Here is a 25,571-nt window from a genome sequence, read left to right on the forward strand (position 1 = left end):
GTCCCCCCTTCAGGTCAGGCGTTTACGACGCCTCACCTTCCACATTCCTTCGCGGCCGTGTGTTGCCGAGTCCCCGATATATAAGGGGCTTCCGTGCCTTGGCACGGAAGCCCGACAACGTCGTCTCAGTTGGTCGCGCCCTTGGCTTCCTTCATGAACTCGTCGATCAGCCCTTGACCGACACGGCCCGCGACGTCTTTGTAGACCGGCTCCATCGCCTTGCGCATGGCCGAGTCCTGCTCCGGCGTCAGCTTTATGATCTCGCTCTTGCCGGTCTTGACGATCTCGGCGAGCGCGTCGTCGTTTTCCTTCTGCGACTGACCGTTGCCGTAGGCGGTGGCTTCCTTCATCGCCTTCTCGCACTGGGCGCGGATGTCAGCCGGCAGGCCGTCCCAGAATTTCTTGTTGGTGACGACGACGTAGCCGATATAGCCGTGATTGGTGTTGGTGATGTACTTCTGCACCTCGTGCATCTTCTGGGTATAGATGTTCGACCAGGTGTTCTCCTGCCCATCGACGACGCCCGTCTGCAGCGCCTGGTAGACCTCCGAGAACGCCATCACCTGCGGGACCACGCCCAGGTTACGGAACTGGGCTTCCAGAACCTTCGAGGACTGGATGCGGAATTTCAGGCCCCGATAGTCGGCCGGCGAAATGAGCTTCTTATTGGCGCTCATCTGCTTGAAGCCGTTGTCCCAGTAGGCGAGACCGATCATGCCCTTCGGCTCGAGCAGCTTGAGCAGCCTGGTACCCAGCGGTCCGTCGGTGACCTTACGAACCGTGGCAAGGTCGGGGAGAATGTAGGGCAGATCGAACACCTCGAATTCCTTGACCCCGATCGGGCCAAACTTGGCGTTCGACGGCGCCAGCATCTGCACCGCGCCGAGCTGCAGCGCTTCCAGCTCTTCCTTGTCCTTGTAGAGCTGCGAGTTCGGATAGACTTCGACCTTTACCTTGCCGTTGGTATATTTCTCCGCCAGTTCCTTGAACTTCTCCGCCGCCAGCCCCTTCGGCGTGTTGGTCGCCACCACGTGGCTGAACTTGATCACGATCGGCGACTGCGCCGCGGCTGGTCCGATCAGTGTCAATGCCGCGATCGATGCCGCGGCCAAAATCAGTTTGCGCATGTATCCTCCCGTTATTTCTTCGGCGCACGCCAGCGCGGGTACCGAAGCTTGCATGCCAGTTGCACCAATACAGACAAGCTGGCCGAATTGCCATTGCCGTTAGCAGGGACCTCGCTTGCCGGGATTTGCTGCAATGCAAAAAGGCGACGTCATACTCCCGCGGAGGCGATGGATTGCTTCGCGGAGCTTGTCATCGGGCGCGCATTCGCGCGACCCGTTGGCTCGCAATGACGGGCGGAGATAGCGACACCCACCACTGTCATCCCCGCGAAGGCGGGGATCCAGTACGCCGCGGCTTCTCGGTTTAATCACTGGCGTCTCTGGAATACTGGATCGTCCGCCTTCGCGGACGACGACAGGTGAATGTGGGTTCGCGATCTCGCGACGCAATCGCGTCCGAGGTTTGCTCTTCATTTCCCGCCCTCTTTTTCAGAGGGCGCAGGGAAGACCGGGTGCGCGCTGCACCCGCGGTCTCGCGTGCAATTTGCGCAAACAAAAACGCACACGAGCATACAGGTACAGCGGAGCATCCCGGCCTTCCCTGCGCAATGGCTTTACGGCTTACTTCGTGCTCTTCCCGGTGAACGGCTTTCTTGCCACCGTCGCCCCAGAGAAGCTTCGCTTCCAAAGGACTTAACGCCAGCACCGCGGCGCCAGAACCACACGACTTCGCCGTACGCGTCGGGCGCGCACGTCTAGCGCACCTCTCGCGTCCATCGCATCTCACCGCACGTTCGTGACGATCGCGAGCCGCCCCTCAATGAGTGAGACGGGCGGAGTTATGCAGATGATTTGCTCTCGAAGTTAAGCGGAATATTTTTGCGCGAAGGGCTGGACAGAGTTTTGGTGATTTGCCCGTCGTGCCAATTGGTCGCAGCCGCGCATTGAAATTTCGCTTGGGCGCACGGCAAATCAGTTCGCGGCAGAATGGCCGCAGCCGAGGTGCAGACGTTGCGAAGAGCCCAGAGAGCACGCACACGCCGTGCAGGTACAGCGGGAGCATCCCGGCCTTCCGCGATGGCTCTCCCGCTTGCTTTATGCACCATGCACTGGCGCAGATTACGTAATCCGTCCACGCGTCGTCGGAGCCGCCTTCTACTTCGTCGCCTCGTCGGTTATGTCGCTCAAGACCTTCGCAAACGCCGCGTAGTTGGGTGGAGTCTCCAGTCCATGCCGCGGGTAGATTGTTTTATACAGATAGTCGGCTGAATTATACGACAGCCATACCTTGCCCTGGTCATCCTCCCAAACAAGAGCCTTCGGAGGATTGTCGATCGCCAGCAATGGCGTCTTTGCCATTACCGGAGTGCCGAGCTTGGGATTACCGAAGATGAGCACCGTGCGCGGGCGCATATCGATGCCGAACTTCTTTCCCGCAGCGGCGTGGTCGATTTCGGTGAACACAATGAACCCTGCGCCCTCCCTTGATTTGACCGCCGCCGCAAAACGGGAAATCGTATCGTTCACCGAGTAGTTGCTCGACTTCGTAATGATACCGGAGTCCGCGGACGCGGGCGTCACAAACAGGAGCATCAAGAATGCGACAATGAACTTCATCGGACTTCTCCCTTAACCGGATTTCGACTTTCAGGTAACTGCCACCATCCTTCCGACACAACTTCTAGAACCGCGTGGTCAAATCGGTCAGCCATTCCGGAGAAACTTCGACCAGGAAGGCTTCAAGCGCCTTGTCCGCCCCCGAAATGACGAGCATGCCGACGACGAGAAGCAAAAGGCCGAGCACAACCTTCATTACGCTGCCCGCGGCTAACAATCGGCCACGCCAGCGCGCCATCGTTTCCCGGGAGAGCCATCCCAGCCCCAACAACGGCAGCGCCGCGCCGATGCCAAACGCAAACATTGTCAGCGCTACCTGACCAAGATCCTTGCCTTGAGCGGCCAGCAAGGACGCTGCGCCAAGTGTCGGCCCCACGCATGGACTCCATACCGCTCCCAGGAGCACCCCGATCCAAAACTGTCCAGCAACGCCATTTGGGCGGCTCGTGGCCAACCTGCTGTCGGCCCAATTTCCGATCGGGCCCGCTGCAACCGCGATCTGCGCCTGTAGCCGCGGAGCGACGAGCACGATGCCAACAAGCATGATCAGCGTCGCCGCCACGTAGCGCAGCCGGTCGGCATCCAATCCGATCGAGTGACCGGCCGTCGCCAGAAATAATCCGATGCCGACAAACGAGAGGCACAACCCGACAGCAAGCGCCAAAGGTCCCAGACGATGGCTCGATGCCGCGGTAGCGAGCACGATTGGAAGTATCGGGAGCACGCAAGGTGAAAGGATCGAGAGGATCCCCGCAAGGAACGCCACAACCGCACTGCCGATCGTCATCGACGCTTCCCCATCTCCAGATCACCTTTGCTCCAAGTCACCTTTGGCCCAAGTCACCTTTGCCGGCACGCTCGACGACGAAGTCAGACGGCTTTTCCGACCATGGCGAAGATCGAATCCCGCTTGGTATCGCCTACCGAGCGGGCCGCTTCCTTGTCGCCCTTGAAGACAATCAGCGTCGATTGCGCACGGACGCCGAACCGATTGAGCAGGTCTTTCTGGCTGTCGAAATCGATGACGAAATAGACGAGATCCTTGAACTTTGGATCAGCCCTTAGATCGCTCAGGATCGGCGCCTGTGCCTTGCAGGTCGGACACCAGGGGGCATAGACCGCTATCAGAATTGGCTTGCCGGCTTTCTGGGCCGCGGCGAAGGCCTTGGCATCGAACGCATGCGCGCCACCTGCGAACGCCGGCGAAGCAGCGAGCGTTCCGGCAGCAAGCACGGCCCCAAGAATGAATCGGCGGGTCAGCATGGTATTCTCCTTGTTGATCTGGATGAGTTTCGTTTCGGAGGCCCAGATGTTACGTGTACGCTGCAGCGGCCTGGATTCGCTGGGTTCACGACTGGAGGTTCGAGGCAACCGCGGCAAAGGTTACCGGCCTGGCGGAAAATTCTTATCTGTCGTCGCCGGATGGGCGGGGGTATCCAGGCCAGGCATCGGGTCAGAAGAACGAGCCTTCAGGATGCCGGCGGCGCGGGCGGTCATCGAACGGCCCTGATGGATGGACACCACAGAAGCGTCACCGGAGCGCATCAAGCAGCGCCCTGGCCTCCCGCAGATCGGGCGTGTCGAAACCTTCTGTGAACCAGCCATAGACTGGCGCGAGCAGATCATGGGCCTGCTGCGGCTTGCCCTGATCACGCCAGACCCGAGCCAAGCTGGTGGCGGCGCGCAGCTCCAGAGCTTTCGCACTCTGGCGACCGGCCACCTCAATTGCACGCCGAAAGCGCGCTTCCGCTTCGCTCCCGTCGCTGCCTCGCCTCGCCACCGTCAGTTCCCCAATCAAGCGATAGATTTCCGCCTCCCATCGCCGCTCGCCCGTCTCCTCGACAGCGGCCGCAGCTTCGGCCAGTGCAGTCAATCCTTGCTCGATTTCTCCGGCCCGCGCCGAAGCTTCAGCCAGCAGCGCGAGATAAAAGGGCCGACGGATGCGCACGCCCGTCGGCTGGATGGCCGCGAGGCCGTCGCGAACCTCCGCGATCCCTTCCACTGTCTGTCCGCGTACCGCGATCGCCCAGCCCCGCAAGATGCTTCCCGCCGCCGCCAGATGCGGTGCGATGCCATGCTCGGCGCACACCGCCATTGCGGCCTCCGCTTGCTCGCGGGCCGGCTCAGCTTCCCGCCGATGCTGGTAGATCATCGCCGCAAACACCAGGGCGAGAACAAGGCTAAAGGGATGCGAAAGCTCCCGCGCCATGCCCACCGCTTCGCGCGCAGCGGCAAGCGCCTGCTCGGGGAAGCCGAGCGGCCACAGCGCGGCAGCCTCGGTGTATCGGTTGCACACAGCCGCGTCGTGGCTGCCATAGAGGAATTTATGGGCACGGTACGCGTCCGGCCGATAGAGCGCCAATCCCGCCTCGAGATGCGCCCTACACGTGGTCAGATCCGGGAGATTGAGTAGGGTTGTCCATGCGGCATGATGCGCCTGCAGGAGGAGCGCCGGATCTGTGCTCTGCCGCGCGAGTGCGAACAGCTCGTCCAGCAGATCGCGAGCCGTCTTAAATTCGCAGCGTTGCTGGTAAACGAGCCACAACCCAAAGCTCACGGCGAAGAGCTGCGCCACATCGCCGGCTCGCCGGCATAGGTCACGGGCACGCAGGTAGACTTGCTCCACCTCCGGTGCCGACCAGCTCTTGGTGCTGATCAGCACCGGCGCAAGCACGAGCTGCAGGTCGAGTTCGCGGCGGGCGCGTTCTGAAGGCTCGGCGACCCGATCAATGAGCATCAGCCCCTTGCGGAGATGGCCGATCGCCTCCGCGTGTGCCGAGCGCTCGGCCGCGCGCTGGCCAGCCTTGCGCCAGTAGGTAAGAGCGTCTTCCGTAAGGTCAGCCTCGGTGAAGTGGTGCGCCAGCACCTCTGGCTGGGTAGCCGTAATGTCCGGGAAGTTCCCCTCGAGCGCCCGGGCGATGCGCGCGTGCAGCGCTTGCCGCTTGCCGCGCAGCAACGTGCCATAGGCGGTATCCTGAACGAGGGCATGCTTGAAGCTGTAAGCCGATGAGCCACGACGGAAAATCAGTTGTGATGCGGCGAGCTGTTCAAGGGCCGACTGCAAGGGCGCCTCCGGCAGCGGCGACACGGTCCGTATCAGATCGTCGGTGAACTCCCGGCCAATGGCGGCGCCGCTCTGGGCGATTTCTTTGGCTTCCGGACTGAGACGGTCGAGACGGGCCAGGAGCGAGGCATGCAGGGTAGCCGGGACGGCGAGTGCACCCGGTGAGGTTCGCGAAAGCACGGCCTTGGCGTCCCCTTCGGCTCCCGCTTCCAGCACAGCCTTGGTCAGTTCCTCCACGAACAGCGGCACGCCGTCCGTGCGGTCGATGATCTCGTGGACGACCGCGCTGGGCAGTACTCTGTCGCCAACCACCCGCTGTACGAGGGCTGCGGTGTCACGCCGGTTCAAGCGACCGAGCGCCAGCATCGTGACGTGCGGCTGGCCGATCCACGGTGGCGAGAACTCCGGTCGGAAGGTGAGGAGTAGCAATACCGGCAGTTGCTGCACGCGATCGACCGCTACTTGCAGGAGCTCGAGCGAGGTCGGGTCGATCCAGTGCACATCTTCGAAGACCCACAGCACGGGATTGCGCCGAGACAGGTCCTCCACTTGCCGGAGCAGCGCCTGAAGCGTGCGCTCCTTCTTCGCAGGCGGACTGAGCGATACCGCGCGATAGCGGTCGGAGGGCAATGATAGCAGCTCGGCCAATAGCGGCATGTATTCGGCAGCGGTCGCTGAGGCCGTTAATAGCGCCTCGATTTTGTCGAGCCTGACCGCCGGTGGGTCGTCCCTGGTGAACCCGGCCGCCCGCTCCAGTTGCTTGATGACGGGATAAAGCGCGCTGCCCTGGTGGTGCGGCGAGCAGAAGCAGCGCAGGCGCGAGTACGGTTCGGCTTGCAGCTTCTCCTGGAGGGCCGCCACCAGTCGCGATTTCCCGACCCCGGGCTCCGCTGAGAGCAGCACCACCTGCCCCTCCCCAGAGGTCGCGCGCTGCCACCGGCGCAGCAGCAGTTCGAGCTCTTCCTCGCGGCCGACCAGCGGGGTCAGGCCGGCCGAATGGAAGGCTTCAAACCGGCTCTCGACGGCACTCGATCGGAGCACCTGATAGGCTTGGATGGGTTGCGGAAAGCCCTTCATCGCGACCGTTCCGAGATCGCGGTACTCGAAAAGATCGCCCAGGAGATGGCGCGTCATGGGACCGACCACAATGGTGTTCGGCTCGCCAAGTGCTTGCAGGCGCGCCGCGAGGTTGGGCGTCTCACCCACCACGGCGCGTTCCAGTGCCTCGCCCGAGCCAATGAGATCGCCGACCACGACCAGCCCCGTCCCGATGCCGATGCGGACCCGAAGACGCTCGGATGTTTGCAGTTGGTCGACGGCGTCGATGAGCGCCAAACCGGCGCGCACCGCTCGCTCGGCATCGTCCTCATGCGCCTGCGGGTAACCGAAATAAAGCAGTACGCCGTCGCCCATGTACTTCGCGACGAAACCGTCGAAGCGGGCGACCGTCTCAGCGACGCAGCGGTGATAGGCGCCAATCACCTCACGCAGGTCCTCGGGGTCAAGACCAGCCGATAGTGCGGTCGAGCCGACGAGGTCGCAGATCATCACGGTGAGCTGCCGCCGTTCGGCCGAAGAGACGGCGCTCGAGCTTGGTGTCGGCGCGGCGCTCGAGTCTCCGGATGCTGAGGGCTTTGGTAGGCAAGCGGCCGCTTTCAATAGCTTCTTGCGCTGGCCAAGCGAGAGACCGAGCTTCTCCAGGTCCGCCTCACTCAGCTCAGGCAGGATCTTGAGATCGACATCGTTCGTCCGCAACACGGGTGCGAGTTGCACCAGGCCAAGCGGCACCAGCCAGCGCTCCAGCTCGTCCACGGCCTTTCTCCTGGCTGGTGTGGACTCTACCAGATCGAGCGTGTGCTCCAAAGTAACTTTGCCGGCTGCAGGGGCTCCGAAAGACGCCGGCTCGGCTTCGGGCCTATAGTTCCGGGGCGGTCTTTTGGACCGTCCCGGAATGACGGAGGTGTGATGCGATCAGCTCGCCACCGCGGCCGGCATGTCGCGCTGGCGCTTCATGACGATTTTGTTGAGCGCGCCGAGATAGGCTTTTGCGGAAGCGACCAATGTATCCGGATCGGCGGCGCGTGCCGTCATCGAACGGCCTTCGTGCGAGAGCCGCACCGAGACTTCGGCCTGCGCGTCGGTGCCTTCGGTGACGGCGTGGACCTGGTACAGCTCCAGCTTTGCTTCATGCGGCACCAGCGCCTTGATGCAGTTGAACACCGCATCGACCGGGCCGTTGCCTTCGGCCTCCTCGATCCTGGTCTGGCCTTCGACGTCGAGCTTCATGGTGGCGCGCTGCGGGCCATGGGTGCCGGCGATGACCGTCAGCGAGGTCAGCTTGATGCGATCATGCGAGGCCGCCATTTCCTCATCGACCAGCGCCTCGATGTCCTCGTCGTAAATGTCCTTCTTGCGGTCGGCCAGCGCCTTCATGCGGTTGAAGGCATCTTCGAGCTGGTTGGCGCCGAGCTTGTAGCCCATCTCTTCCAGCTTGTGGACAAACGCATGACGTCCGGAATGCTTGCCGAGCACCAGCGACGACTGCTTCAGGCCAACCATCTCGGGCCGCATGATCTCGTAGGTGGACGCGTCCTTCAGCACGCCGTCCTGATGGATACCGCTTTCGTGCGCGAACGCATTACGGCCGACGACCGCCTTGTTGTACTGCACCGGGAACGAGGTCGCCGCCGACACCAGCTTCGAGGCGCGCGTCAATTGCGTGGTGTCGATCTTGTTCCACCACGGAAACTTGTCGTTGCGCACGTTGATCGCCATCACGATCTCTTCGAGCGCGGCGTTGCCCGCCCGTTCGCCGATGCCGTTGACGGTGCATTCGACCTGGCGCGCGCCGCCGGCGATGCCAGCCAGCGAGTTTGCCACCGCCATGCCGAGGTCGTTATGGCAGTGGACGGAGAAGATCGCCTTGTCGGAGTTCGGCACCCGCTCGATCAGCGTGCGCATGAAGTGGGTGTACTCCTCCGGCACGGTGTAGCCGACGGTATCGGGAATGTTCACCGTGGTGGCGCCAGCCTTGATGACGGCTTCGACGATGCGGCAGAGGAAATCCATCTCGCTGCGGGTGCCGTCCTCGGCCGACCATTCGACATCGTCGATCTGGTTGCGGGCGCGGGTGACGTTGGCGATCGAGAGCTCGACCACCTGCTCCGGCGTCATGTTCAATTTCACCCGCATATGCAACGGCGAGGTCGCGATCACGGTGTGGACGCGGCCGCGCTTTGCGAACTTCACCGCCTCGGCACAACGGTCGATGTCCTTCGGATGCGCGCGTGACAAGCCGGCGATCACGGCGTTCTTGGAGCGGCGGGCAATCTCGCTGACGGCCTGGAAGTCGCCTTCCGATGTGATCGGGAAACCTGCCTCGATGACGTCGACACCCATGTCGTCGAGCATTTCGGCGACCTCGAGTTTTTCCTCGAATGTCATGGTCGCGCCCGGGCACTGCTCGCCGTCGCGCAACGTGGTGTCGAAAATGATGACACGGTCCTTCTCGGACTTGTTCGCGGTGGTCATATGCTGAATTCCTTTTGGGTCGTAGCGCCGTCTCTCATGGGCGCTGAAGGGTCTGGTGATCTCGCTCAAAACCCCTGAGTGCCCAGGCGCAAACGCCCAGACGGCCCTCAGGGGCCGATAAGAAGCAGAAGCCCGCCAAGAAGCAGGGCGGGCGCGGATGCAGCCGGACGCGCAGGGGCAGCCTTGGCCGCTCCACCCCGAACTCCCAACATTTGGCTGCGAATCAGCATTGCCAGACCCTTTTGGACGCTCAAATCTCGGCGAAAACCATTGACGGTTCGTTGCCGGGAGCGTTCCGGGGCTGTTCTAGACGAGAATTACGGCCGGCCGCAATGCCAAAAGAGGGTCAGGAGACGTGACCTAACCATGCTTGTCGTCGTCCGGCTAGACCGGACGACCCAGTATTCCAGAGGCCGCTAGAGCCGAAAGGCCGCAGCGTACTGGATTCCCCGCCTTCGCGGGGAACGACAATCCGGTAGAACGCAGCGAAGCCGTCGCATCGACTGCTGTGAGGGACGAACCGACGGGAGGGCTCCCCCTTGCGGGGGAGGGTTAGGGAGAGGGGTGCCACGCGACGTGCTCTCTCAGAGTGAGTGCCACAATGAACGACCGAGATTGAGAAGCCAGTGCGCTCATTGATCGTCCCGCCCGGGACTTACCCCTCTCCCCAACCCTCCCCCGCAAGGGGCTAGCAGATGCACACATTGCCGGCTGCGACGGAATGACTCGATGTCTTGATTTGGCCTTCCGCAGCGACGGTCTGCTGTGATTCTGTATCTGGCACTTCGATTCCATTGAGGTGCCAAGATGTTGAACGAACAATTCAGGCTTGGTCGGTTCGGGGATGGCCGTCTCGATAAAGGGGGGCGGCTCTGCTCGAAGGGATGGTCACGCGCGCCAGCTCGTGCTTGCGTCGAGCGGCGGATGGTGATCGGGCCAAGATAGTCCGATACGGCCGATTTCTCGCCAATGAGAACGTGAGCTTGGAAGCACTGCTCGCAGGCTGGGGCGAACAGACGGCGGTTGCGGCGGCCGGCCGGCACGTGCTGGCGATCCAGGATACAAGCGAGATCAACTTTAGGACCCAACCCGAGCGTCGGCGCGGGCTGGGTGAGATCGGCAAAGGGAACAGCCACGGCTTGCTGTTGCATGCGATGGCCGCCGTGGATGCCGCCAGTGACGCCTGTCTGGGGCTGGTAGGCGGGAAGATTTGGACGCGCCAGGGCCGGGTTACGGTGCCGCACGATCAGCGGCCACTGGAGCAGAAGGAGTCGGAACGTTGGATCAGCACGGCCCATCGAGCCAAGCAGGTGCTCTCTGCGGCCACGATGGTCACGGTGATCGACGATCGCGAGGGCGACATCTATGCCAAATGGGCGAGCGTATCGGCCTCAAACTTCCATCTGTTGACGCGGAGCATGCATGATCGCGTGCTGGCCGACGGTGCAAGCATGTATGCCACCGCCAGCAGTTGGCCCGTCGTCGACACTGCCACCATCGACGTTGTGGCGCGTGCCGATCGGCCCGCCCGACAGGCCAAGCTGGTGCTGCGGTTCGGTCGGGTCACCCTCAGAAGGCCGCAGAACGCGTCTGCCGACTTACCGCGGACAGTCGAACTCGCTTTGGTCGAGGTCGTTGAAGTCGATCCGCCAGCGGGCGTCGAGCCGCTGCACTGGTACCTGCTGACGACCCATGACGTGAACGATGTCGCGTCTGCCTGGCAGATCGTCAACTGGTACAAAAAGCGTTGGATTATCGAGCAGCTGTTCCGCCTGATCAAAACGCAGGGGCTGCAACTCGAAGACAGCCGGATCGAAACCGCCGATCGGCTGCTCAAGCTCACCGCGATCGCCGCCAAGGCTGCCGTCGTGATCCTGCAACTGGTTCAGGCTCGCGACGGACGCAGCGCCGAACCTGCCAGCAACGCGTTCAACAAAGAGCAGATCAAGCTGCTCGCCGCACTGGCCACCAAGTACGAAGGCAGAACCAAACTCCAAAGCAATCCACATCGCCCGCAAACCTTGGCTTGGGCCTCATGGATCATTGCTCGCCTCGGCGGATGGGATGGATACCCTCGCACCAAACCCGGCCCCATCACCATGAGGCATGGCCTCCAATACTTCTTGGGCGTGGCTTCCGCCTGGGAGACCCTCAAAGATGTGTGAATCAGCTAGCCGCAAGGGGGGGAGGGAGCCTGACCAGTGTGCTTACCTAACGCAGGATGGCTCGCGCGAAATGCTCCCTCACCTCCTCTGCCCACGCGACGTCGCGCGCAAGCTCGATGGTGAGCGACCATAGAGTTCGGAGAATGCGGCGTTGAAGCGTCGGACGCTGCCGAAGCCTGCGCGGAAGGCGATTTCCGTCATCGCGTCGTCGGTAGTGTCGAGCAGCCGTTTGGCGCGCTGGATGCGGCGGGTGTTCGCGACCTGCTGCGGGCTTGCCCCGACATGGCGTTCGAACAGGCGGGCGAGATGGCGCGAGGTGATCCCGAGCTTCTCGGCTAGTCCGGCGACCGATCCGCGCTCCAGCGCGCCGCCATCGATCAGTTTCAGCGCCCGCGCAACGGTCGAGCGGGTGCCGTTCCAGGCCGGGCAGAACGGCGCGGTCTCCGGGCGGCAGCGCAGGCACGGCCGGTATCCTGCCGCCTCGGCGGCGGCTGCCGTCGGGTAATAGGTGACGTTGCGCGTCAACGGATGCTTCACCGGGCAAACCGGACGGCAATAGATCCGCGTGGTCCGAACCGCCGTGAAGAAGCGGCCGTCATAGCGCGCGTCGCGCCGCAGCCGCGCAGCATTGCAGATATCGAAACTCAACATTCTCGAATTCTAGCTCACCGCGCGGCCGATGAAAGCGGGCGCGGATGATGAGGTCCGATTCCGGCCAGCAGTCAGGGCCGGCGTGTCCTAGATCGGCGGCAACGGATTCACTCTCCCGAAAGGCAAAAAATGAATAACCCGACAGCCAAGGACATCGTCCTCAACGCGTGGAAAACATTCGCAACGCGAGACGCCGGCCTGATCGCATCCCTGTTCACGCCGGACGCCGAATGGATCGCCCCTCGCCGCAATGCGACGGCGGTGGCACTCGCGCATACCGATCACATGATCGGCCCCGACCAGATCGCGCGCTTCATCGCCTCCGAGATGCACCGCCTGTTCTCCGCAATCGAGATCTCGTTCCGCGCCGTCCATGCCGATGGCAACACGGTGATCATTGAAGAGCGGATGCGGGCGACCCTTCCGGAAGGTCGGTCGTATGACAACGACTACTGCTTTGTCTTTGTTGTCGCAGGCGACCGCATCAAAGAGGTTCGCGAGTACATGGACACGCGAAAGGGCTGGCAGATGATTTTCGGAGAAACGGCGGAGTGACGCGTAACGGAATCGGTAGGTGGGCAAAGCCACGGGGGGTCAATCCGGTAGAACGCAGCGAGCCCGTCGCATCGACTGCTGTGAGGGACGCACCGACGGCAGGGTTCCCTCCCCCCTTGCTGGGAAGGGAGCCTGACCAGTGTGCTTACCTCACGTGGAATGGGACGAGTGGAGCAAATCCATCCCCCGGTGGCGGAAAGCGATGGGTCTTGTTCGCTCTACCTATCCTACTTTTTCGCCGCACCACCCTCCTCCGCCAACAACGCTTCGCGCACTTTGGCGAATTCGCTGCGGTCGGCCTTGTCGACCTTTGGAAAATGTAGATCGAGCTTCTCGAGAGCTGCGACGATGGTCGAGCCGATCACGACGCGGGCGAACCATTTGTGGTCGGCGGGGACCACGATCCATGGTGCCGCCCGCGTCGCTGTGTGGCGGATCACGTCCTGGTAGGCGGCCTGATACTTCGCCCACAGCTTGCGCTCATCGATATCGGCAAGCGAGAACTTCCAGTTCTTGGCGGGCTCCTCCAGCCGCGCGAGAAAGCGCTCGCGCTGCTCCTCCTTGGAGACGTTGAGAAAGAATTTCAGGATCACGGTGCCGTTGCGCGCGAGGTAGCGTTCCATCGCCGAGATGTCTTCGAACCGCTCCTTCCAGATGTCCTTGGTCACCAGCCGCTGTGGAATCTTCTGCTTGGCGAGAATTTCCGGATGCACCCGCACCACCAGGCATTCCTCATAATAGGAACGGTTGAAGATGCCGATGTGGCCGCGCTCCGGCAGCGCGATCGTGCTGCGCCAGAGAAAATCGTGGTCGAGCTCCTTGGGTGACGGCTGCTTGAACGAGGTGACCTCGCAGCCCTGTGGATTGACGCCCTCGAACACGCTCTTGATCGCCGAATCCTTGCCGGCGGCGTCCATGCCCTGGAAGATCAGCAGCATCGACCAGCGGTCCTGGGCGTAGAGCTTTTCCTGGAACTCGTTCAGTCGCTTGCGGTTGGCCTCGATGATCTTCGTCGCACTCTCCTTGTCGAGGCCGCCCTTCTCATTCGTCTTGTGCGACTTGAGGTGAAACTCGCCCGCGCCGTCGTAGCGGAACGGGGCGACATAGGGCTTCAGTTCATCGGCCAGAGGTTGTTGCGACTTCTTGTTCATCTATCTCCCCGTCGTCATGCCCGGGCTGCCCGGCATCCACGATTTCACTGCGGCCCGCAAAGACGTGGATGGCCGGGACAAGCCCGGCCATGACGGAGAGAGAGGATTTCATCCAAATCCTTCACGCCTTCTTGAGTCGCGTCTTCAGTCGGTCGAGGACGCTACCAAGAATGCCCTTGGGAAGGAATATGATGAAGATGACGAGCAGGAGGCCATAGACCAGATTGTCCCAGCCCACCGCCTTGGTGCCGAACCCGATGCGCAGGATTTCCGCAAGCATGATGGTGATGATGGCGCCGATGGTTGGCCCGAGCGAGACATAGAGCCCGCCGACGATAACGGCAAACACCATCTGCAGCGACACCGCAATGCCGCTGACGGTATCGGGCGAGATGAACATCTGGTACTGGCAGTAGATCGCACCGGCGAGCGCCGTCATCAGCGCCGAGATCAGCGTGATCTTGAGCTTTTCGGCGGTGACGTTGACGCCGGCCGCGGCGGCGGCGTCCTCATCTTCCGAGATCGCCTCCATGGCGTAGCGGCTCATGCTGCGGTCGACCCAGCGCCAGATCAGCAATCCGACCACCCATACGAACAGCGCGATCAGATACCACGTCGTTTTGTCGTCGAACTGCAACGCCAGCAACCCCTGACCGCTGCGGGCGCGGTCGGGCGTGTAGCCGAGCGAACCACCGGTGTAGTCGCGCGTTGCGGTGATGACCTGCAGCACGATGCCCGATAACGCCAGCGTCACCAGTACGAAATAATGCCCGGTGATGCGGAAGCGGAAACAGGGATAGGCGACGATCAGCGCCAGCACGCCCGCCGCCACCATGCTGATGGGGATGCCGATCCATGGCGAGACGCCGAGATGGTTCCACAGCAGCGCAGTGATGTAAGCGCCGACGCCCATGAAGCCGCCATGGCCGAGCGACACCAGCCCGAAGCGGCCCATGATCGACCACGCGGTATAGGCGAAAGACCAGATCAGGATCAGCACCAGAATGTGCAGATGATAGGGATCGCGATAAACGAAGGGCAGTGCGATCAGCGCTGCGAGGCCGACGCCCCAGGCGGCATGACGGGAATTCACGAGCGCCTCGCCAAAAGGCCCGCGGGCCGGATGAACATCATGACGATAAAGAAGGCGAAGGCCAGCACGTAGCCCCATTCGAGGTCGGCGAACAGCCCGCCCAGCGAGATGATCTCGGCGAACACGAACGCCGCGATGAAGCCGCCTACGAAATTCCCTAACCCGCCGAGCACGCAGATCAGGAAGGTGATCGGCCCGAACGACAGCCCGACAAAGGGATGCACATCATATTGCAGCACCAGCAGGCAGGCGGCGAGACCTGCGAGCGCGCCGCCCAGCGCCGAGGTGATGAGATAGATCCGCTTGGTATCGACGCCCATTAGCGACATGATCTGGCGGTCCTGCGAGATCGCGCGGATTGCGGTGCCGGTATAGGTGCGCGTCATGAAGAAGTAGACCGCGAGCATGCCGAGCAAGGCGGCGACGAAGGCGAGCAGCCGCGAATAGCTGAAATGCATGTCGCCGATCGCCAGCACCGGCAGGCGGATGCCGAGGTTGCGGAAGTCGATGCCGAAGGCGACGGTGGCAAAGCTCTGCAGGATGAACAGCACGCCCCCGGTGGCGAGCAACTGGTTGATCGGCGGCGCGGTCAACAGCGGCTCGATGACAAGGTAGTGCAGGAGCGCGCCGAGCGCTGCAACCAGCAGGATCGCGAACGGCGCTGCCGCCCAGTAAGGCAGCCCGAACACCTGGACCATGTAGTACATGCCGTACATGCCGATCATGACCAGTTCGGCGTAGCAGATCCAGGTGACGTCGATGACGCCGAAGATCAGATTGAGCCCGAGCGCAAGCAGCGCCAGCACGCCGCCGAGCAGGATGCCGTTGACGATGGCTTCCAGCAGAAAAATATCGAAGGTGTCGAGGAATGCCTGCATTGTTTGTCACCCTATCCCGGCTTCGCCTCACCTCTCCCGCTTGCGGGGGAGGTCGGATCGCATCGAAGATGCGATCCGGGTGGGGGAAACTCTCTCCACACGAGCGGTGCGACTCGCGGAAACACCCCCACCCCAACCCTCCCCCGCAACCGGGAGAGGGAGCGCAGTTCCTTCGCGGTCGCCACTCGGCTCAATCTCGTCATGCCCTGCCCTAAACTCCCAGATATGCCTGCTTGATGGTGTCGGTCTTCATCATCTCCTCCGACGTGCCGGATGCGCGGATGGTACCGGCTTCCAGCAAATACGCGCGGTCGACCACCTTCAGCACCTGCTGCACGTTTTGCTCGACGATCAGGACCGTCAGCCCGCCAGAGCGAATTCGCTTCACGAGTTCGAACACCTGCTGCACCACGACCGGCGCAAGACCCGCCGAGGGCTCGTCGAGCAGGAGTAATTTCGGGTCCGACATCAGCGCGCGGCCGATCGCGCACATCTGCTGCTCGCCGCCCGACAGCGTGCCGGCCATCTGGCTGCGCCGTTCCTTCATCCGCGGGAACAGATCGAACACGAATTCCAGCCGCTCGGCATATTTGGCGCGCGCGCCGGGCATGTAGGCGCCCATCTTCAGATTGTCGTCGACGGTGAGCCGCGGAAACAGCCGGCGGTTCTCCGGCACATGCGCAATGCCGAGATCGACGATGCGATGCGCCGGCGTCGCCAGCACGTCGCGGCCTTCCATCGTAATGGTGCCCTTGGTCGGTCGGATCAGGCCCGAGATCACGCGCATCAAGGTGGTCTTGCCGGCGCCGTTCGGGCCGATCACGCCGACGGCCTCGCCCGCTCTGACGTTGAGGTTGGTGCCGAATAATGCCTGGAAGCTGCCGTAGCCCGCGTCGAGCGATCTGAGTTCGAGCATACTTACACCCCTGCCCGCCGGCGCGCTTCCGCCGCCGCGGCCTGGCTCGAATCCGCGTCCGTGCCGAGATAGACCTCGATCACGCGCGGATCGCTCGCCACCGCGCTCGGCAGGCCTTCCGAAATCTTCTCGCCGTGATCGAGCACCATCACGCGGTCGACCACCCGCATTAACACGCCCATGATGTGCTCGACCCAGATGATGGTGATGCCGAGCTCGTCGCGGATCTTGCGCAGCATGTCGGCGGCCTGGTCCATCTCGTGCTCGTCGAGCCCGCCAAGGCTTTCGTCGGCGAGCAGGAGCTTCGGCCCGGTGGCGAGCGCTTTTGCGAGTTCGAGTTTTTTCAGGCCGGCGGCACCTAAGCCATCGACGCCGGCGTGGCGGTTCGTCGGCAGGCCGACCATGGCCAGCGCGCGTTCGGCGGCCTCGTCCGCCCTGGCGCGACTGTGGCTGCCCTGGCCGTAGTAGCCTGCGAGCGCCACATTCTCGAATATCGTGAGCCGGTGAAATGGCCGCGGGATCTGGAAGGTCCGGCCGATGCCGCTGTTGATGATGCGGTGCGGCGCCTTGCCCGCGATCTCCGTTCCATTGAACAGAATCGATCCCGCCGTCGGGATCAGCGTGCCCGACAGCATGTTGAAGATCGTGCTCTTGCCGGAGCCGTTCGGGCCGATCAGGCCGAGAATCTCGCCCTGCTCGACCCTGAACGACACGTTGTTAACAGCGGTGAAGCCGCCGAAGCGCTTCACCAACCCTTCTACCGTCAGCACGCTGGAAACCTCCGCTTAGCCGTTGCCCGGCTCTTACTGGTTGCTGAAAGTCGTTCCCTTCGGCAGCGGCAGCACGGCCTCGCGTTGCGCCTGGCTCTTCGGCCACACCACATACGACTTATCGTCAACATACTGGATGACAACGGGGAACGAGCGTTCGTTCTGTCCGGCCATCTGGGTGCCCTCGCCGTGGAACTTGACGCCGAAGCCCAGCATGGTGCCGCCTTCGGGAATATCGGTCTCCAGCGCGGCCTTGCGCAACGCGTCGGGATCGACGCCGCCATATTTCTTGATGGCGCGCGGCAGCACCTCGGTCAGGAACAGGTAGGTGTTGGACGCCGCCATGCCGACATGTGCGGAGCGGATCGCAACGCCGGGCTTCGCCTTGTCGAACTCCTCGCCGACCATCTTGATGACCGGCGGCAGCTTCGGATCCATCGATTTCTGGTTGGCGAGCCAGATCGAGATCGGATCGGTGTTAAAGACGTAATTGACGTCGGCGCCCAGACCTTCCTTCAGCTTCTCGTAGACGCCATAGCCCGCGCCGTGGCCGACGAGGGCCGCGAATTTCAGGCCCTGCTCGCGCGCCTGGCGGCCAAACAAGGTGATGTCCGGGTTATAGCCGGTGTGGAAGACCACGTCGGGCCGCGCGCGCTTCAGCTTGGTGACCAGCGCGGAGAGATCGGGCGCGGTAGCCGAATAGCCTTCCTTCAGCACGATGTTGAAGCCGGCCTTCTTGGCGCCGGCCTCGTTGCCCTTCGACACGTCGACGCCATAGGCACCGTCCTCGTGGATGATAGCAACGCGCAGATCCTTCGGATCCTTGCCGAGCTTTTCCTTGGAATTCTGCGCGATGAAATCCATCGTCATCATGCCGAACTGGTCGCCGGAGGCCTGCGGCCGGAACACGTATTTGAAGTTCTTGTCGGCCAGCACCGCGGATGAGATGCAGGTGGTGATCCACATGAAGTTCTTGAGCTGCTCGACGCGCGCGGCTATCGGCACGCATTGCGCCGAGGAGAAGAAGCCGAGCAGCATGTTGACCTTTTCCTGCTCGATCAGCCGAACCGCCTCGTTGATTGCGACATCAGGCTTGCTCTGGGCGTCGGCGTAAACAGCTTCGATCTTGTAGCCCTCGACGCCGGTCTTGGCGTACTGGTCGAGCATGATCTTGGCGCCGATATATTGCAGCTCCGAACCGCCGCCGGCGAGCGGCCCGGTCAGGTCGTAGATGACGCCGATCTTGATTTTCTTTTCCTGAGCCTCGGCGGAAACCGCCATCCCCAGCACCGCGATTGCGGCAGACAGCCCGACGAGAAGGCGTGCAGCTTTGCGCCCCGGCATGGAATCCTCCCTGGATTATTTTTTGTGCACTGCGTCTTTTTCTTGCTTTGGTTGGCACCTATCACATTGGTAGCGCGACCAGATGTCAAGCGCATTACTTGGTCAGGGCCGGGAAGCGAGCTGCGCCTCGATGAATGCCGTGACAAAACGCGGCATTGCTGAATTGAGATCGCGCGCGCTGCGCACGAGATGAATGGCGGACAATTCCGGCTGATGTTGCGAGGCGAGATTGCGCTCGATCCGCTCCCGCAGCGCGTCGCCACGCATGTTGACGCGCAGCAGGCGGATCATCGCAACGGTCGGCGCCGTGTAGATGCAGTACCAATCCGGCTCGCTCTCGTATTCGCCGGGTGCCAGCCCGGTCTCTTCCTCAAGTTCGCGCGTGACGCTGCCGGAAATATCGACCGCGCCGTCCCTGATGTCGTCGAGGTCGGGCGTGCCTGACGGAAAATAGATGCGCCCGGCATTGGCCGTGTGCGGGCCCATTTCGCCGAGCACGAAGGCGCCGTCGGCGCAGAGCAGCGCGCCCATGCCGAAACCGTTGAACACGGAAGCATCGGGAAAGCCCCAGTCGCGCCAAGCCAGAAAACTGGCGAAGTCGGTTTCGAAATAGCTGGCGCTGAAACGGTCGCCGGCAAATACCGGGTTGCGCCCGAGCAGGACGCGGCCGTTCCACAGTTGCGGCCTTTCGCGCTGCCTTTCGGCAAAATGCGCATCGACGTCCGCGCGCCGCGCTTCCGCGAATGGCCAGGCCCACGTTTCGACCGTGAGATCGAGCGTGCTGACGCGATGAATGGCCGGAGGCCTCGTGCCACTCATCGCTTCACTTCGCTCAATAACGCCAAACGACTGTTTCCAAACTTACTTGGCGCTCGTGCCGGTGGTCTTCTTGACCTGCTCGACATATTTGTTGGTGTAAGTCTTGGTCACGTCGATATTGGCCTTGGCGATCTCTGGCGAACCCTCGCTGAACACCGCGAGCACCGCATCCGCGCCCTTGGGATCCATCTTGCCCGTCAGCGAATACATCGGAATCGTATTCTTTAGCGCTGCCAGATAAAGCTCCTTGTTCTTGCCGACGATTTCGTCGGGCATCTTTGCCATGATCTCTTCCGGCGAATGCGAGTGAATCCACGCGAGTGTGTTGACGATCGCCGTGGTCAGCGCCTGCACTTCCTTCTCGTGCGACTTGATCCACGCCGTGGTTGTATAGAGCGCGCCGCCCGGATATTCCCCGCCGAACACGGCGAGCGTGTCCTTCTCGCTGCGGGTGTCGGCCAGTATCTTCAAATCGGGATGGCTGCCCTGCAAAACGGTGACGGAGGGATCGAGCATCACGGCCGCCTCGATCTGGCCCTGCTGCATCGCGGCGACCGCGGTGGCGCCGAGGCCGACGCCGATCACCGCGGCGCTGGTCGGATCGAGGCCGTTCTTCTTCAACAGATATTTCAGGAAGAAGTCGGTCGAAGAGCCCGGCGCGCTGACGCCGACCTTCTTGCCGGCCAGATCCTTGATCGATTTGATGTCATTGGTGTGCTTGGGCGATACCACGAGCACCAGGCCGGGATAGCGGTCGTAGATCACGAAGGACTGCAACTCCTGCTTCTTGGCGGCCAGATTGACGCAATGGTCGAAATAGCCCGACACCACGTCGGCGCTGCCACCGAGCACGGCCTTCAGCGCGTCCGAGCCGCCCTTGAGGTCGACCAGTTCGACGGCAAGCCCCGCCTTTTCGTATTCGCCGAGCTGCTTGGCGAGCACCGTCGGCAGATAGCACAGGCATGAGCCGCCCCCGATTGCGATGGTGACCTTGCTTTGCGCTGCGGCAAGACCCGAGGTCAGCGCCAGCGTCAGCAGCGTGGCGGCCAGCCGGCCGAACAGTTTCTTCATGTTTTCCTCCATTCGTTGGGCGGCAAGATAGAGCAACGGGAGCGCCTTGAGAAGGCGCCTTTCCGGCAGCATTCGTCATTGCGAGCCAACGGGTCGCGCGAATGCGCGCCCGATGACAGGCTCCGCGAAGCAATCCATTTCTCCGCGTAAGGAAGTGTGGATTGCTTCGTCGCAAGGGCTCCTCGCAATGACGATGGAGAGAGCGGTTGGTCTACCCCCTGCCCTCCGCCGCGGCCGGCCGCCATACCAGAAGCCGGCGCTCGACCAGCGTCACGCCCATGTCGATCAATATGACGAAGGCCGACAGCACGAACATGCCGGCGAAGACACCTGCGACGTCGAACACGCCTTCGGCTTGCTGGATCAGATAGCCGAGGCCCGCGGCCGAGCCCAGATATTCGCCGACCACGGCGCCGACCACGGCAAAACCGACCGACGTGTGCAGCGAGGAGAACATCCAGGACAGCGCCGAGGGCCAGTAGACGTGCCGCATCAATTGCCGCTCGTTCATGCCGAGCATGCGGCCATTGTCGAGCACGGTGTTGGAAACTTCCTTGACGCCCTGATAGACGTTGAAGAACACGATAAAGAACACCAGCGTGACGCCGAGCGCGACCTTGGACCAGATGCCGAGCCCAAGCCACAGCGTGAAGATCGGCGCCAGCACCACGCGCGGCAGCGCGTTGATCATCTTCACATAGGGATCGAACACCGCGGCAACCCGCGGCTGGCGCGCGAACCAGAAGCCGACCATCACGCCACTGATCGAGCCGATCACGAAGGCGAGGATCGATTCCCACAGCGTGATGAAGAGATGCTTCCAGATCACGCCTGACGAGAACCATTTGACGATCTGGCTGCCGACATCGATCGGGTTGGAAAAGAAAAACGGCGGCAGCAGGATTTTTCCGAACACCGGCACGGTGGTGAGGAACTGCCATATCGCCAGCGCGACAACGGCGACCAGCAATTGCAACAGAAGCAGCGTCGAACGGGACATCAGCCAACTCCTGCCACTTGGGTGGATTGCGCGTAACCCTTCATCACTTCGTCCTTCAGCACGCTCCAGATTTCCCGGTGCAATTCGTGAAAATCCTTTTCCATGCGGACTTCCGAAATGTCGCGCGGGCGCGGCAGTTTTACGCGCCAGTCGCCGATGATGCGCGCGGAAGGCCCAGCCGACATGATCACGACGCGGTCGGCCAGCGCGATCGCCTCTTCGAGATCGTGGGTAACGAACAGCACCGCCTTGCGGTCGGCGTTCCATAGTTCGAGCAAGAGATTGCCCATGATCTGCCTTGTCTGGGCGTCGAGCGGGCCGAACGGCTCATCCATCAGCAAAATCTTGGGATCGCGGATCAGGACCTGCGCAAGGCCGACGCGCTTGCGCTGGCCGCCGGACAGCATGTGCGGGTAGCGGTTGGCGAAGGCGCCGAGCCCCACCGACGTCAGCCAGCCCTGCGCGCGCTGCAGCGCCTGTTCGCGCGGCGCGCCCTTGATCTCGAGCCCGATGGCGACGTTGTCGAGCGCGGTCTTCCAGGGGAACAGCGCATCGGCCTGAAATAGATAGCCGGCGTCGCGGTTCAGGCCGGTCAGCGGCCGGTCGAATATCTTCACTGACCCCGACGCCGGTTTCAACAGCCCAGCCGCGACGTTGAGCAACGTCGATTTGCCGCAGCCCGTCGGGCCGACGATGGCGACGAACTCGCCGTGCGCAACGGACAGATTGGCTTTCTCCACGGCCGTATAGACGCGGTCGCCGGCGACACGAAACGCCACCGTCGCATCGCCAAGCGCGACTGCCGTCGGCTGTGCAGCATCCGCCATGTCTTCTCCCCAAGGTTTGGAGGGATGCCTTAGCGGGTACGAAGGATAAGTTCAACGTGGCCCTGCAACGCGGTCGTCGAACGTCAGCGGCGCAAGCCAAATATCAGTTGCCTCGGCGTCCCTTCCAGAAGGGTACAGGTTGCTGCAAACTGCATACATAGCCTGCGATTCGTAGATGTATCTTGAGGAGCCATGAACGAGACTTTGATATCCGCCTGCACCATGTTTCTCGTTCCGGCAACGCTTTTGTTTGGCGCCTTGGGTGTCGCGAACTCCTCCTTTCTCAAGATGCTGGTCTGCTTGCTTGGTATAGGCACGGCAGGACTATGGCTTTACCGGATATGGTGGTGGACAGGCCTGTCCTTGATTGATCGCAGAACGGCGCTTGGCCTCGCGGGCATGTATGCGTGCGCGTGGCTGGTGACATTCCTGGTGCAGTTGAAGAATGCGTTCTCGCGCTGACTGACTCCGTATTGCCCAGAATCCTGTCAGTTAGCTATCTGAAGTCGGGGTGATCCACGGGGCAAGCCGTGGACAATTTCGAACCTTGTTGCTTCACAGCCAGGCGGGCGACAGTCGAGGTCCAGCATTCGCGACCGGCCATTTATCAGCTATCACTATATCCGTTGGGAAGAGCCAAGGGTTGGGACCGCATCGAATGCCGACCACGCCACTGATCGCCTATGCCCATGTCGGTAAGACTTTTGACGGCGGCCGCGTGGTGGCCGTCGACGACGTCTCGCTCGAAGTCGCCGAAGGTGAATTCCTCGCCATCGTCGGCGGCTCGGGCTCGGGCAAGACCACGTTGTTGCGGCTCGCCAACCGGCTGATCGAGGCGGACTCCGGCTCGATCACGGTGGAAGGCGAGGACGTGCGCCAGGTCGATCCGATCCTGCTGCGGCGGCGGATCGGCTATGTCTTCCAGAGCGGCGGACTGTTTCCGCATCTGACCGTCGCCGGCAATATCGGCATTACGCCGAAGTTGACGGGAGCACCGGCCGCCGAGATTTCCGCGCGGGTGGATGAGCTGCTCGACCTTGTCAGGCTCGACCGGGCGCAATACCGCGACCGCCTGCCGCACGAGCTCTCCGGCGGCCAGCGCCAGCGCGTCGGCGTGGCACGGGCGCTCGCCGCACGGCCGCGCATCTTGTTGATGGACGAGCCGTTCGGCGCGCTGGACCCCTTAACCCGCGACGCGCTCGGTGACGATTATCGCGAGCTGCACCGCAAGCTCGGCCTGACCACGGTCATGATCACTCACGACATGACGGAAGCGATCCTGCTCGCTGACCGCATCGTCGTGATGCGCGGCGGGCAGTTGCTGGCGCAGGGCACGCCATCAGAACTTTCGGAGAGCGACGACGTTTACGTTGGCGAACTCCTGCGCACGCCGCGCCGGCAGGCCGAGCGGCTGAGCGCATTGCTGCCTCGCGAGGGGATGGCATGAGCCTCTTCGCCGATCCACGCTGGGGTGAGGCGCTGGGCCACCTGCCCGACTATCTCGGCAATCACGTCCGCGTCAGCGTCGCCGCGCTGGCGCTGGGTTTGCTGGTCAGCCTGCCGCTCGCGATCATCTCACGCCATCGGCCGGTGCTGCGCGGCGCGCTGCTCGGCCTCGCCAGCATCGTGCAGACGGTGCCGGGGCTGGCATTGCTGGCGCTGTTCTATCCGCTGCTCCTGGCGCTGGCGGCGCTGTCGCTGTCGTGGTTTGGCTTTGGCTTTTCCGCCTTCGGATTTTTGCCCGCGGTGCTGGCGCTGGCGCTCTATTCGATGCTGCCGGTGCTGCGCAACACCATCACCGGGCTGCAGGGTGTCGATGCAGCGATCCTGGAAGCGGCGCAGGGCGTCGGTATGACGCCACGGCAATCGCTGTTCACGGTGGAATTGCCGCTGGCGCTGCCGGTGATGATGGCGGGCATCCGCACTTCGGCCGTCTGGGTGATCGGCACCGCGACGCTGTCGACGCCGATCGGCCAGACTAGCCTCGGCAATTACATCTTTGCGGGGCTGCAGACCCAGAATTGGGTGTTCGTGCTGTTCGGCTGCGTTGCCGCCGCCGTGCTGGCGCTTGCGGTCGATCAGTTGCTGGCGCTGATCGAAGGCGGCTTGCGCCACCGCAGCCGCCTTCGTGCGGCGCTCGGCGGTGCCGGTATCGCGGCTTTGGTCGTTGCCACGCTGGTACCGACGATGATGCGCTCGCAGGCGAATTATGTCGTCGGCGCCAAGACCTTTACCGAGCAATATGTGCTGTCGGCACTGATGGCACAGCGGCTGAAGGCGGCTGGCCTCTCGGCGACGACGCGCGAGGGTCTCGGCTCCAACGTGATCTTCGAGGCGCTGGCTTCTGATGATATCGACGTCTACATCGACTATTCCGGCACGCTGTGGGCCAACCAGTTTCACCGCACCGACATCAAGCCGCGCCAGGACCTGGTAGCCGAGCTGAAGGCCATGCTGGCGCGACAGAACATCACGCTGTCAGGCGAACTCGGCTTCGAGAATGCCTATGCGCTGGTGATGCCGCGCAAACGCGCCGAGCAATTGGGCATCCGCACCATCGCCGACCTCGCCTCGCGCGCGGCGAACATGTCGATCGCCGGTGACTATGAATTCTTCTCGCGCCCCGAATGGACCGCGCTACGCAGGGCCTACGGCCTGTCGTTCCGCGGGCAGCGGCAGATGCAGCCGGACTTCATGTATGCGGCGGTCGCCTCCGGCGAAGTCGACGTCATCGCCGGCTACACCAGCGACGGGCTGATCGCGAAATACGATCTGGTGACGCTCGGCGATCCCAGGCGCGCCATCCCGCCCTATGACGCGATCGTGCTGCTGGCGCCAAAGCGCGCCAATGACGAGGCCTTGCGCAAGGCGCTGACGCCGCTGCTCGGCAAGATCGACATCGCTACCATGCGCGAGGCTAATTTGCGCGCCGCAGGCAACGATGCGGCGAGCTCGCCGGACGCGGTAGCACAGTGGCTGTGGGAGAAGGTGGGGAAGAGATAGGAGGTTGTTGTGTGCCGCGGCCTCTGCTCGTCATTGCGAGGAGCGAAGC

General features: G+C 62.7%; 22 protein-coding genes. 5 read left to right on the forward strand and 17 right to left on the reverse strand.

All coding sequences use genetic code 11. The annotated features are described in order from the left end of the window. Positions 1-125: 125 nt before the first annotated feature. The 6 genes from RX328_RS35660 to RX328_RS35685 all read right to left on the reverse strand — a co-directional run bounded on the left by RX328_RS35660 (position 126) and on the right by RX328_RS35685 (position 9,279). On the reverse strand, positions 126-1,127 hold the full coding sequence (locus RX328_RS35660) for a TRAP transporter substrate-binding protein (RefSeq protein ID WP_213256812.1): 1,002 nt from the start codon (positions 1,125-1,127) through the stop codon (positions 126-128). 1,095 nt (positions 1,128-2,222) lie between these two features. Then, positions 2,223-2,684, reverse strand: coding sequence for a DUF302 domain-containing protein (locus tag RX328_RS35665; RefSeq protein WP_213257310.1), 462 nt, complete (start codon positions 2,682-2,684; stop codon positions 2,223-2,225). 64 nt (positions 2,685-2,748) lie between these two features. Then, the gene (locus RX328_RS35670) at positions 2,749-3,471 is read right to left on the reverse strand and encodes a cytochrome c biogenesis CcdA family protein (protein WP_213257311.1); all 723 of its coding nucleotides are present in this window, start codon (positions 3,469-3,471) and stop codon (positions 2,749-2,751) included. 83 nt (positions 3,472-3,554) lie between these two features. Next, complete coding sequence (locus RX328_RS35675) at positions 3,555-3,947, reverse strand: thioredoxin family protein (protein WP_213257312.1); 393 nt, start codon at positions 3,945-3,947, stop codon at positions 3,555-3,557. A gap of 268 nt (positions 3,948-4,215) precedes the next feature. Continuing rightward, a complete protein-coding gene (locus tag RX328_RS35680; RefSeq protein ID WP_213257313.1) occupies positions 4,216-7,560 on the reverse strand; it encodes an adenylate/guanylate cyclase domain-containing protein in 3,345 nt (1,114 codons plus the stop codon). 159 nt (positions 7,561-7,719) lie between these two features. Then, positions 7,720-9,279: a 2-isopropylmalate synthase gene (locus tag RX328_RS35685; RefSeq protein ID WP_213257314.1), complete on the reverse strand. Its 1,560-nt coding sequence runs from the start codon at positions 9,277-9,279 to the stop codon at positions 7,720-7,722. A gap of 977 nt (positions 9,280-10,256) precedes the next feature. Here RX328_RS35685 and RX328_RS35690 point away from each other — a divergent pair. After that, entirely contained in the window at positions 10,257-11,444 is a 1,188-nt protein-coding gene (locus tag RX328_RS35690; protein ID WP_317258526.1) for an IS4 family transposase, read from the forward strand. A 78-nt stretch (positions 11,445-11,522) separates the two neighbouring features. Here RX328_RS35690 and RX328_RS35695 read toward each other — a convergent pair whose 3' ends face one another. After that, complete coding sequence (locus RX328_RS35695) at positions 11,523-12,095, reverse strand: bifunctional transcriptional activator/DNA repair enzyme AdaA (protein ID WP_213254276.1); 573 nt, start codon at positions 12,093-12,095, stop codon at positions 11,523-11,525. Positions 12,096-12,224: 129 nt separating this feature from the next. Between RX328_RS35695 and RX328_RS35700 the strand changes: the two genes are divergently transcribed. Next, positions 12,225-12,650: a nuclear transport factor 2 family protein gene (locus RX328_RS35700; protein WP_213254278.1), complete on the forward strand. Its 426-nt coding sequence runs from the start codon at positions 12,225-12,227 to the stop codon at positions 12,648-12,650. Between the two features lie 227 nt (positions 12,651-12,877). On the opposite strand, the gene RX328_RS35705 is transcribed toward RX328_RS35700, so the two are convergent. The 10 genes from RX328_RS35705 to RX328_RS35750 form a co-directional block, all read right to left on the reverse strand. After that, positions 12,878-13,801, reverse strand: coding sequence for a polyphosphate kinase 2 family protein (locus RX328_RS35705; protein WP_213254280.1), 924 nt, complete (start codon positions 13,799-13,801; stop codon positions 12,878-12,880). Between the two features lie 121 nt (positions 13,802-13,922). After that, positions 13,923-14,894 carry a branched-chain amino acid ABC transporter permease gene (locus RX328_RS35710; protein ID WP_312018095.1) on the reverse strand — a complete coding sequence of 324 codons (972 nt, stop codon included), beginning with the start codon at positions 14,892-14,894 and terminating at the stop codon, positions 13,923-13,925. Next, a complete protein-coding gene (locus RX328_RS35715; RefSeq protein ID WP_213254284.1) occupies positions 14,891-15,772 on the reverse strand; it encodes a branched-chain amino acid ABC transporter permease in 882 nt (293 codons plus the stop codon). Before RX328_RS35715 ends, RX328_RS35710 begins: the two co-directional genes overlap by 4 nt. Positions 15,773-15,983: 211 nt before the next feature. Then, a complete protein-coding gene (locus RX328_RS35720; RefSeq protein WP_213254286.1) occupies positions 15,984-16,688 on the reverse strand; it encodes an ABC transporter ATP-binding protein in 705 nt (234 codons plus the stop codon). Positions 16,689-16,690: 2 nt separating this feature from the next. After that, positions 16,691-17,458, reverse strand: a complete 768-nt coding sequence (locus tag RX328_RS35725) for an ABC transporter ATP-binding protein (RefSeq protein WP_213254288.1) — start codon at positions 17,456-17,458, stop codon at positions 16,691-16,693. Between the two features lie 33 nt (positions 17,459-17,491). Then, the gene (locus RX328_RS35730; RefSeq protein WP_213254290.1) at positions 17,492-18,802 is read right to left on the reverse strand and encodes an ABC transporter substrate-binding protein; all 1,311 of its coding nucleotides are present in this window, start codon (positions 18,800-18,802) and stop codon (positions 17,492-17,494) included. Positions 18,803-18,904: 102 nt separating this feature from the next. Further along, a complete protein-coding gene (locus RX328_RS35735; protein ID WP_213254292.1) occupies positions 18,905-19,621 on the reverse strand; it encodes an NUDIX hydrolase in 717 nt (238 codons plus the stop codon). A 42-nt stretch (positions 19,622-19,663) separates the two neighbouring features. Then, positions 19,664-20,692 carry an ABC transporter substrate-binding protein gene (locus tag RX328_RS35740; protein WP_213254308.1) on the reverse strand — a complete coding sequence of 343 codons (1,029 nt, stop codon included), beginning with the start codon at positions 20,690-20,692 and terminating at the stop codon, positions 19,664-19,666. Between the two features lie 211 nt (positions 20,693-20,903). Beyond that, positions 20,904-21,692, reverse strand: coding sequence for an ABC transporter permease (locus RX328_RS35745; RefSeq protein ID WP_213254311.1), 789 nt, complete (start codon positions 21,690-21,692; stop codon positions 20,904-20,906). Continuing rightward, positions 21,692-22,519, reverse strand: a complete 828-nt coding sequence (locus RX328_RS35750; protein WP_213254313.1) for an ABC transporter ATP-binding protein — start codon at positions 22,517-22,519, stop codon at positions 21,692-21,694. The genes RX328_RS35745 and RX328_RS35750 overlap by 1 nt, the downstream gene beginning before the upstream one ends. A gap of 192 nt (positions 22,520-22,711) precedes the next feature. Here RX328_RS35750 and RX328_RS35755 point away from each other — a divergent pair, with 192 nt between their 5' ends. The 3 genes from RX328_RS35755 to RX328_RS35765 all read left to right on the forward strand — a co-directional run bounded on the left by RX328_RS35755 (position 22,712) and on the right by RX328_RS35765 (position 25,522). Beyond that, the gene (locus RX328_RS35755) at positions 22,712-22,981 is read left to right on the forward strand and encodes a hypothetical protein (RefSeq protein ID WP_213254315.1); all 270 of its coding nucleotides are present in this window, start codon (positions 22,712-22,714) and stop codon (positions 22,979-22,981) included. A 196-nt stretch (positions 22,982-23,177) separates the two neighbouring features. Then, positions 23,178-23,966, forward strand: coding sequence for an ATP-binding cassette domain-containing protein (locus RX328_RS35760; protein WP_213254317.1), 789 nt, complete (start codon positions 23,178-23,180; stop codon positions 23,964-23,966). Then, entirely contained in the window at positions 23,963-25,522 is a 1,560-nt protein-coding gene (locus RX328_RS35765; RefSeq protein ID WP_213254319.1) for a glycine betaine ABC transporter substrate-binding protein, read from the forward strand. The genes RX328_RS35760 and RX328_RS35765 overlap by 4 nt, the downstream gene beginning before the upstream one ends. The last annotated feature ends 49 nt before the right edge of the window (positions 25,523-25,571 follow it).

Source organism: Bradyrhizobium sp. sBnM-33 (assembly GCF_032917945.1).
GTDB lineage: Bacteria > Pseudomonadota > Alphaproteobacteria > Rhizobiales > Xanthobacteraceae > Bradyrhizobium.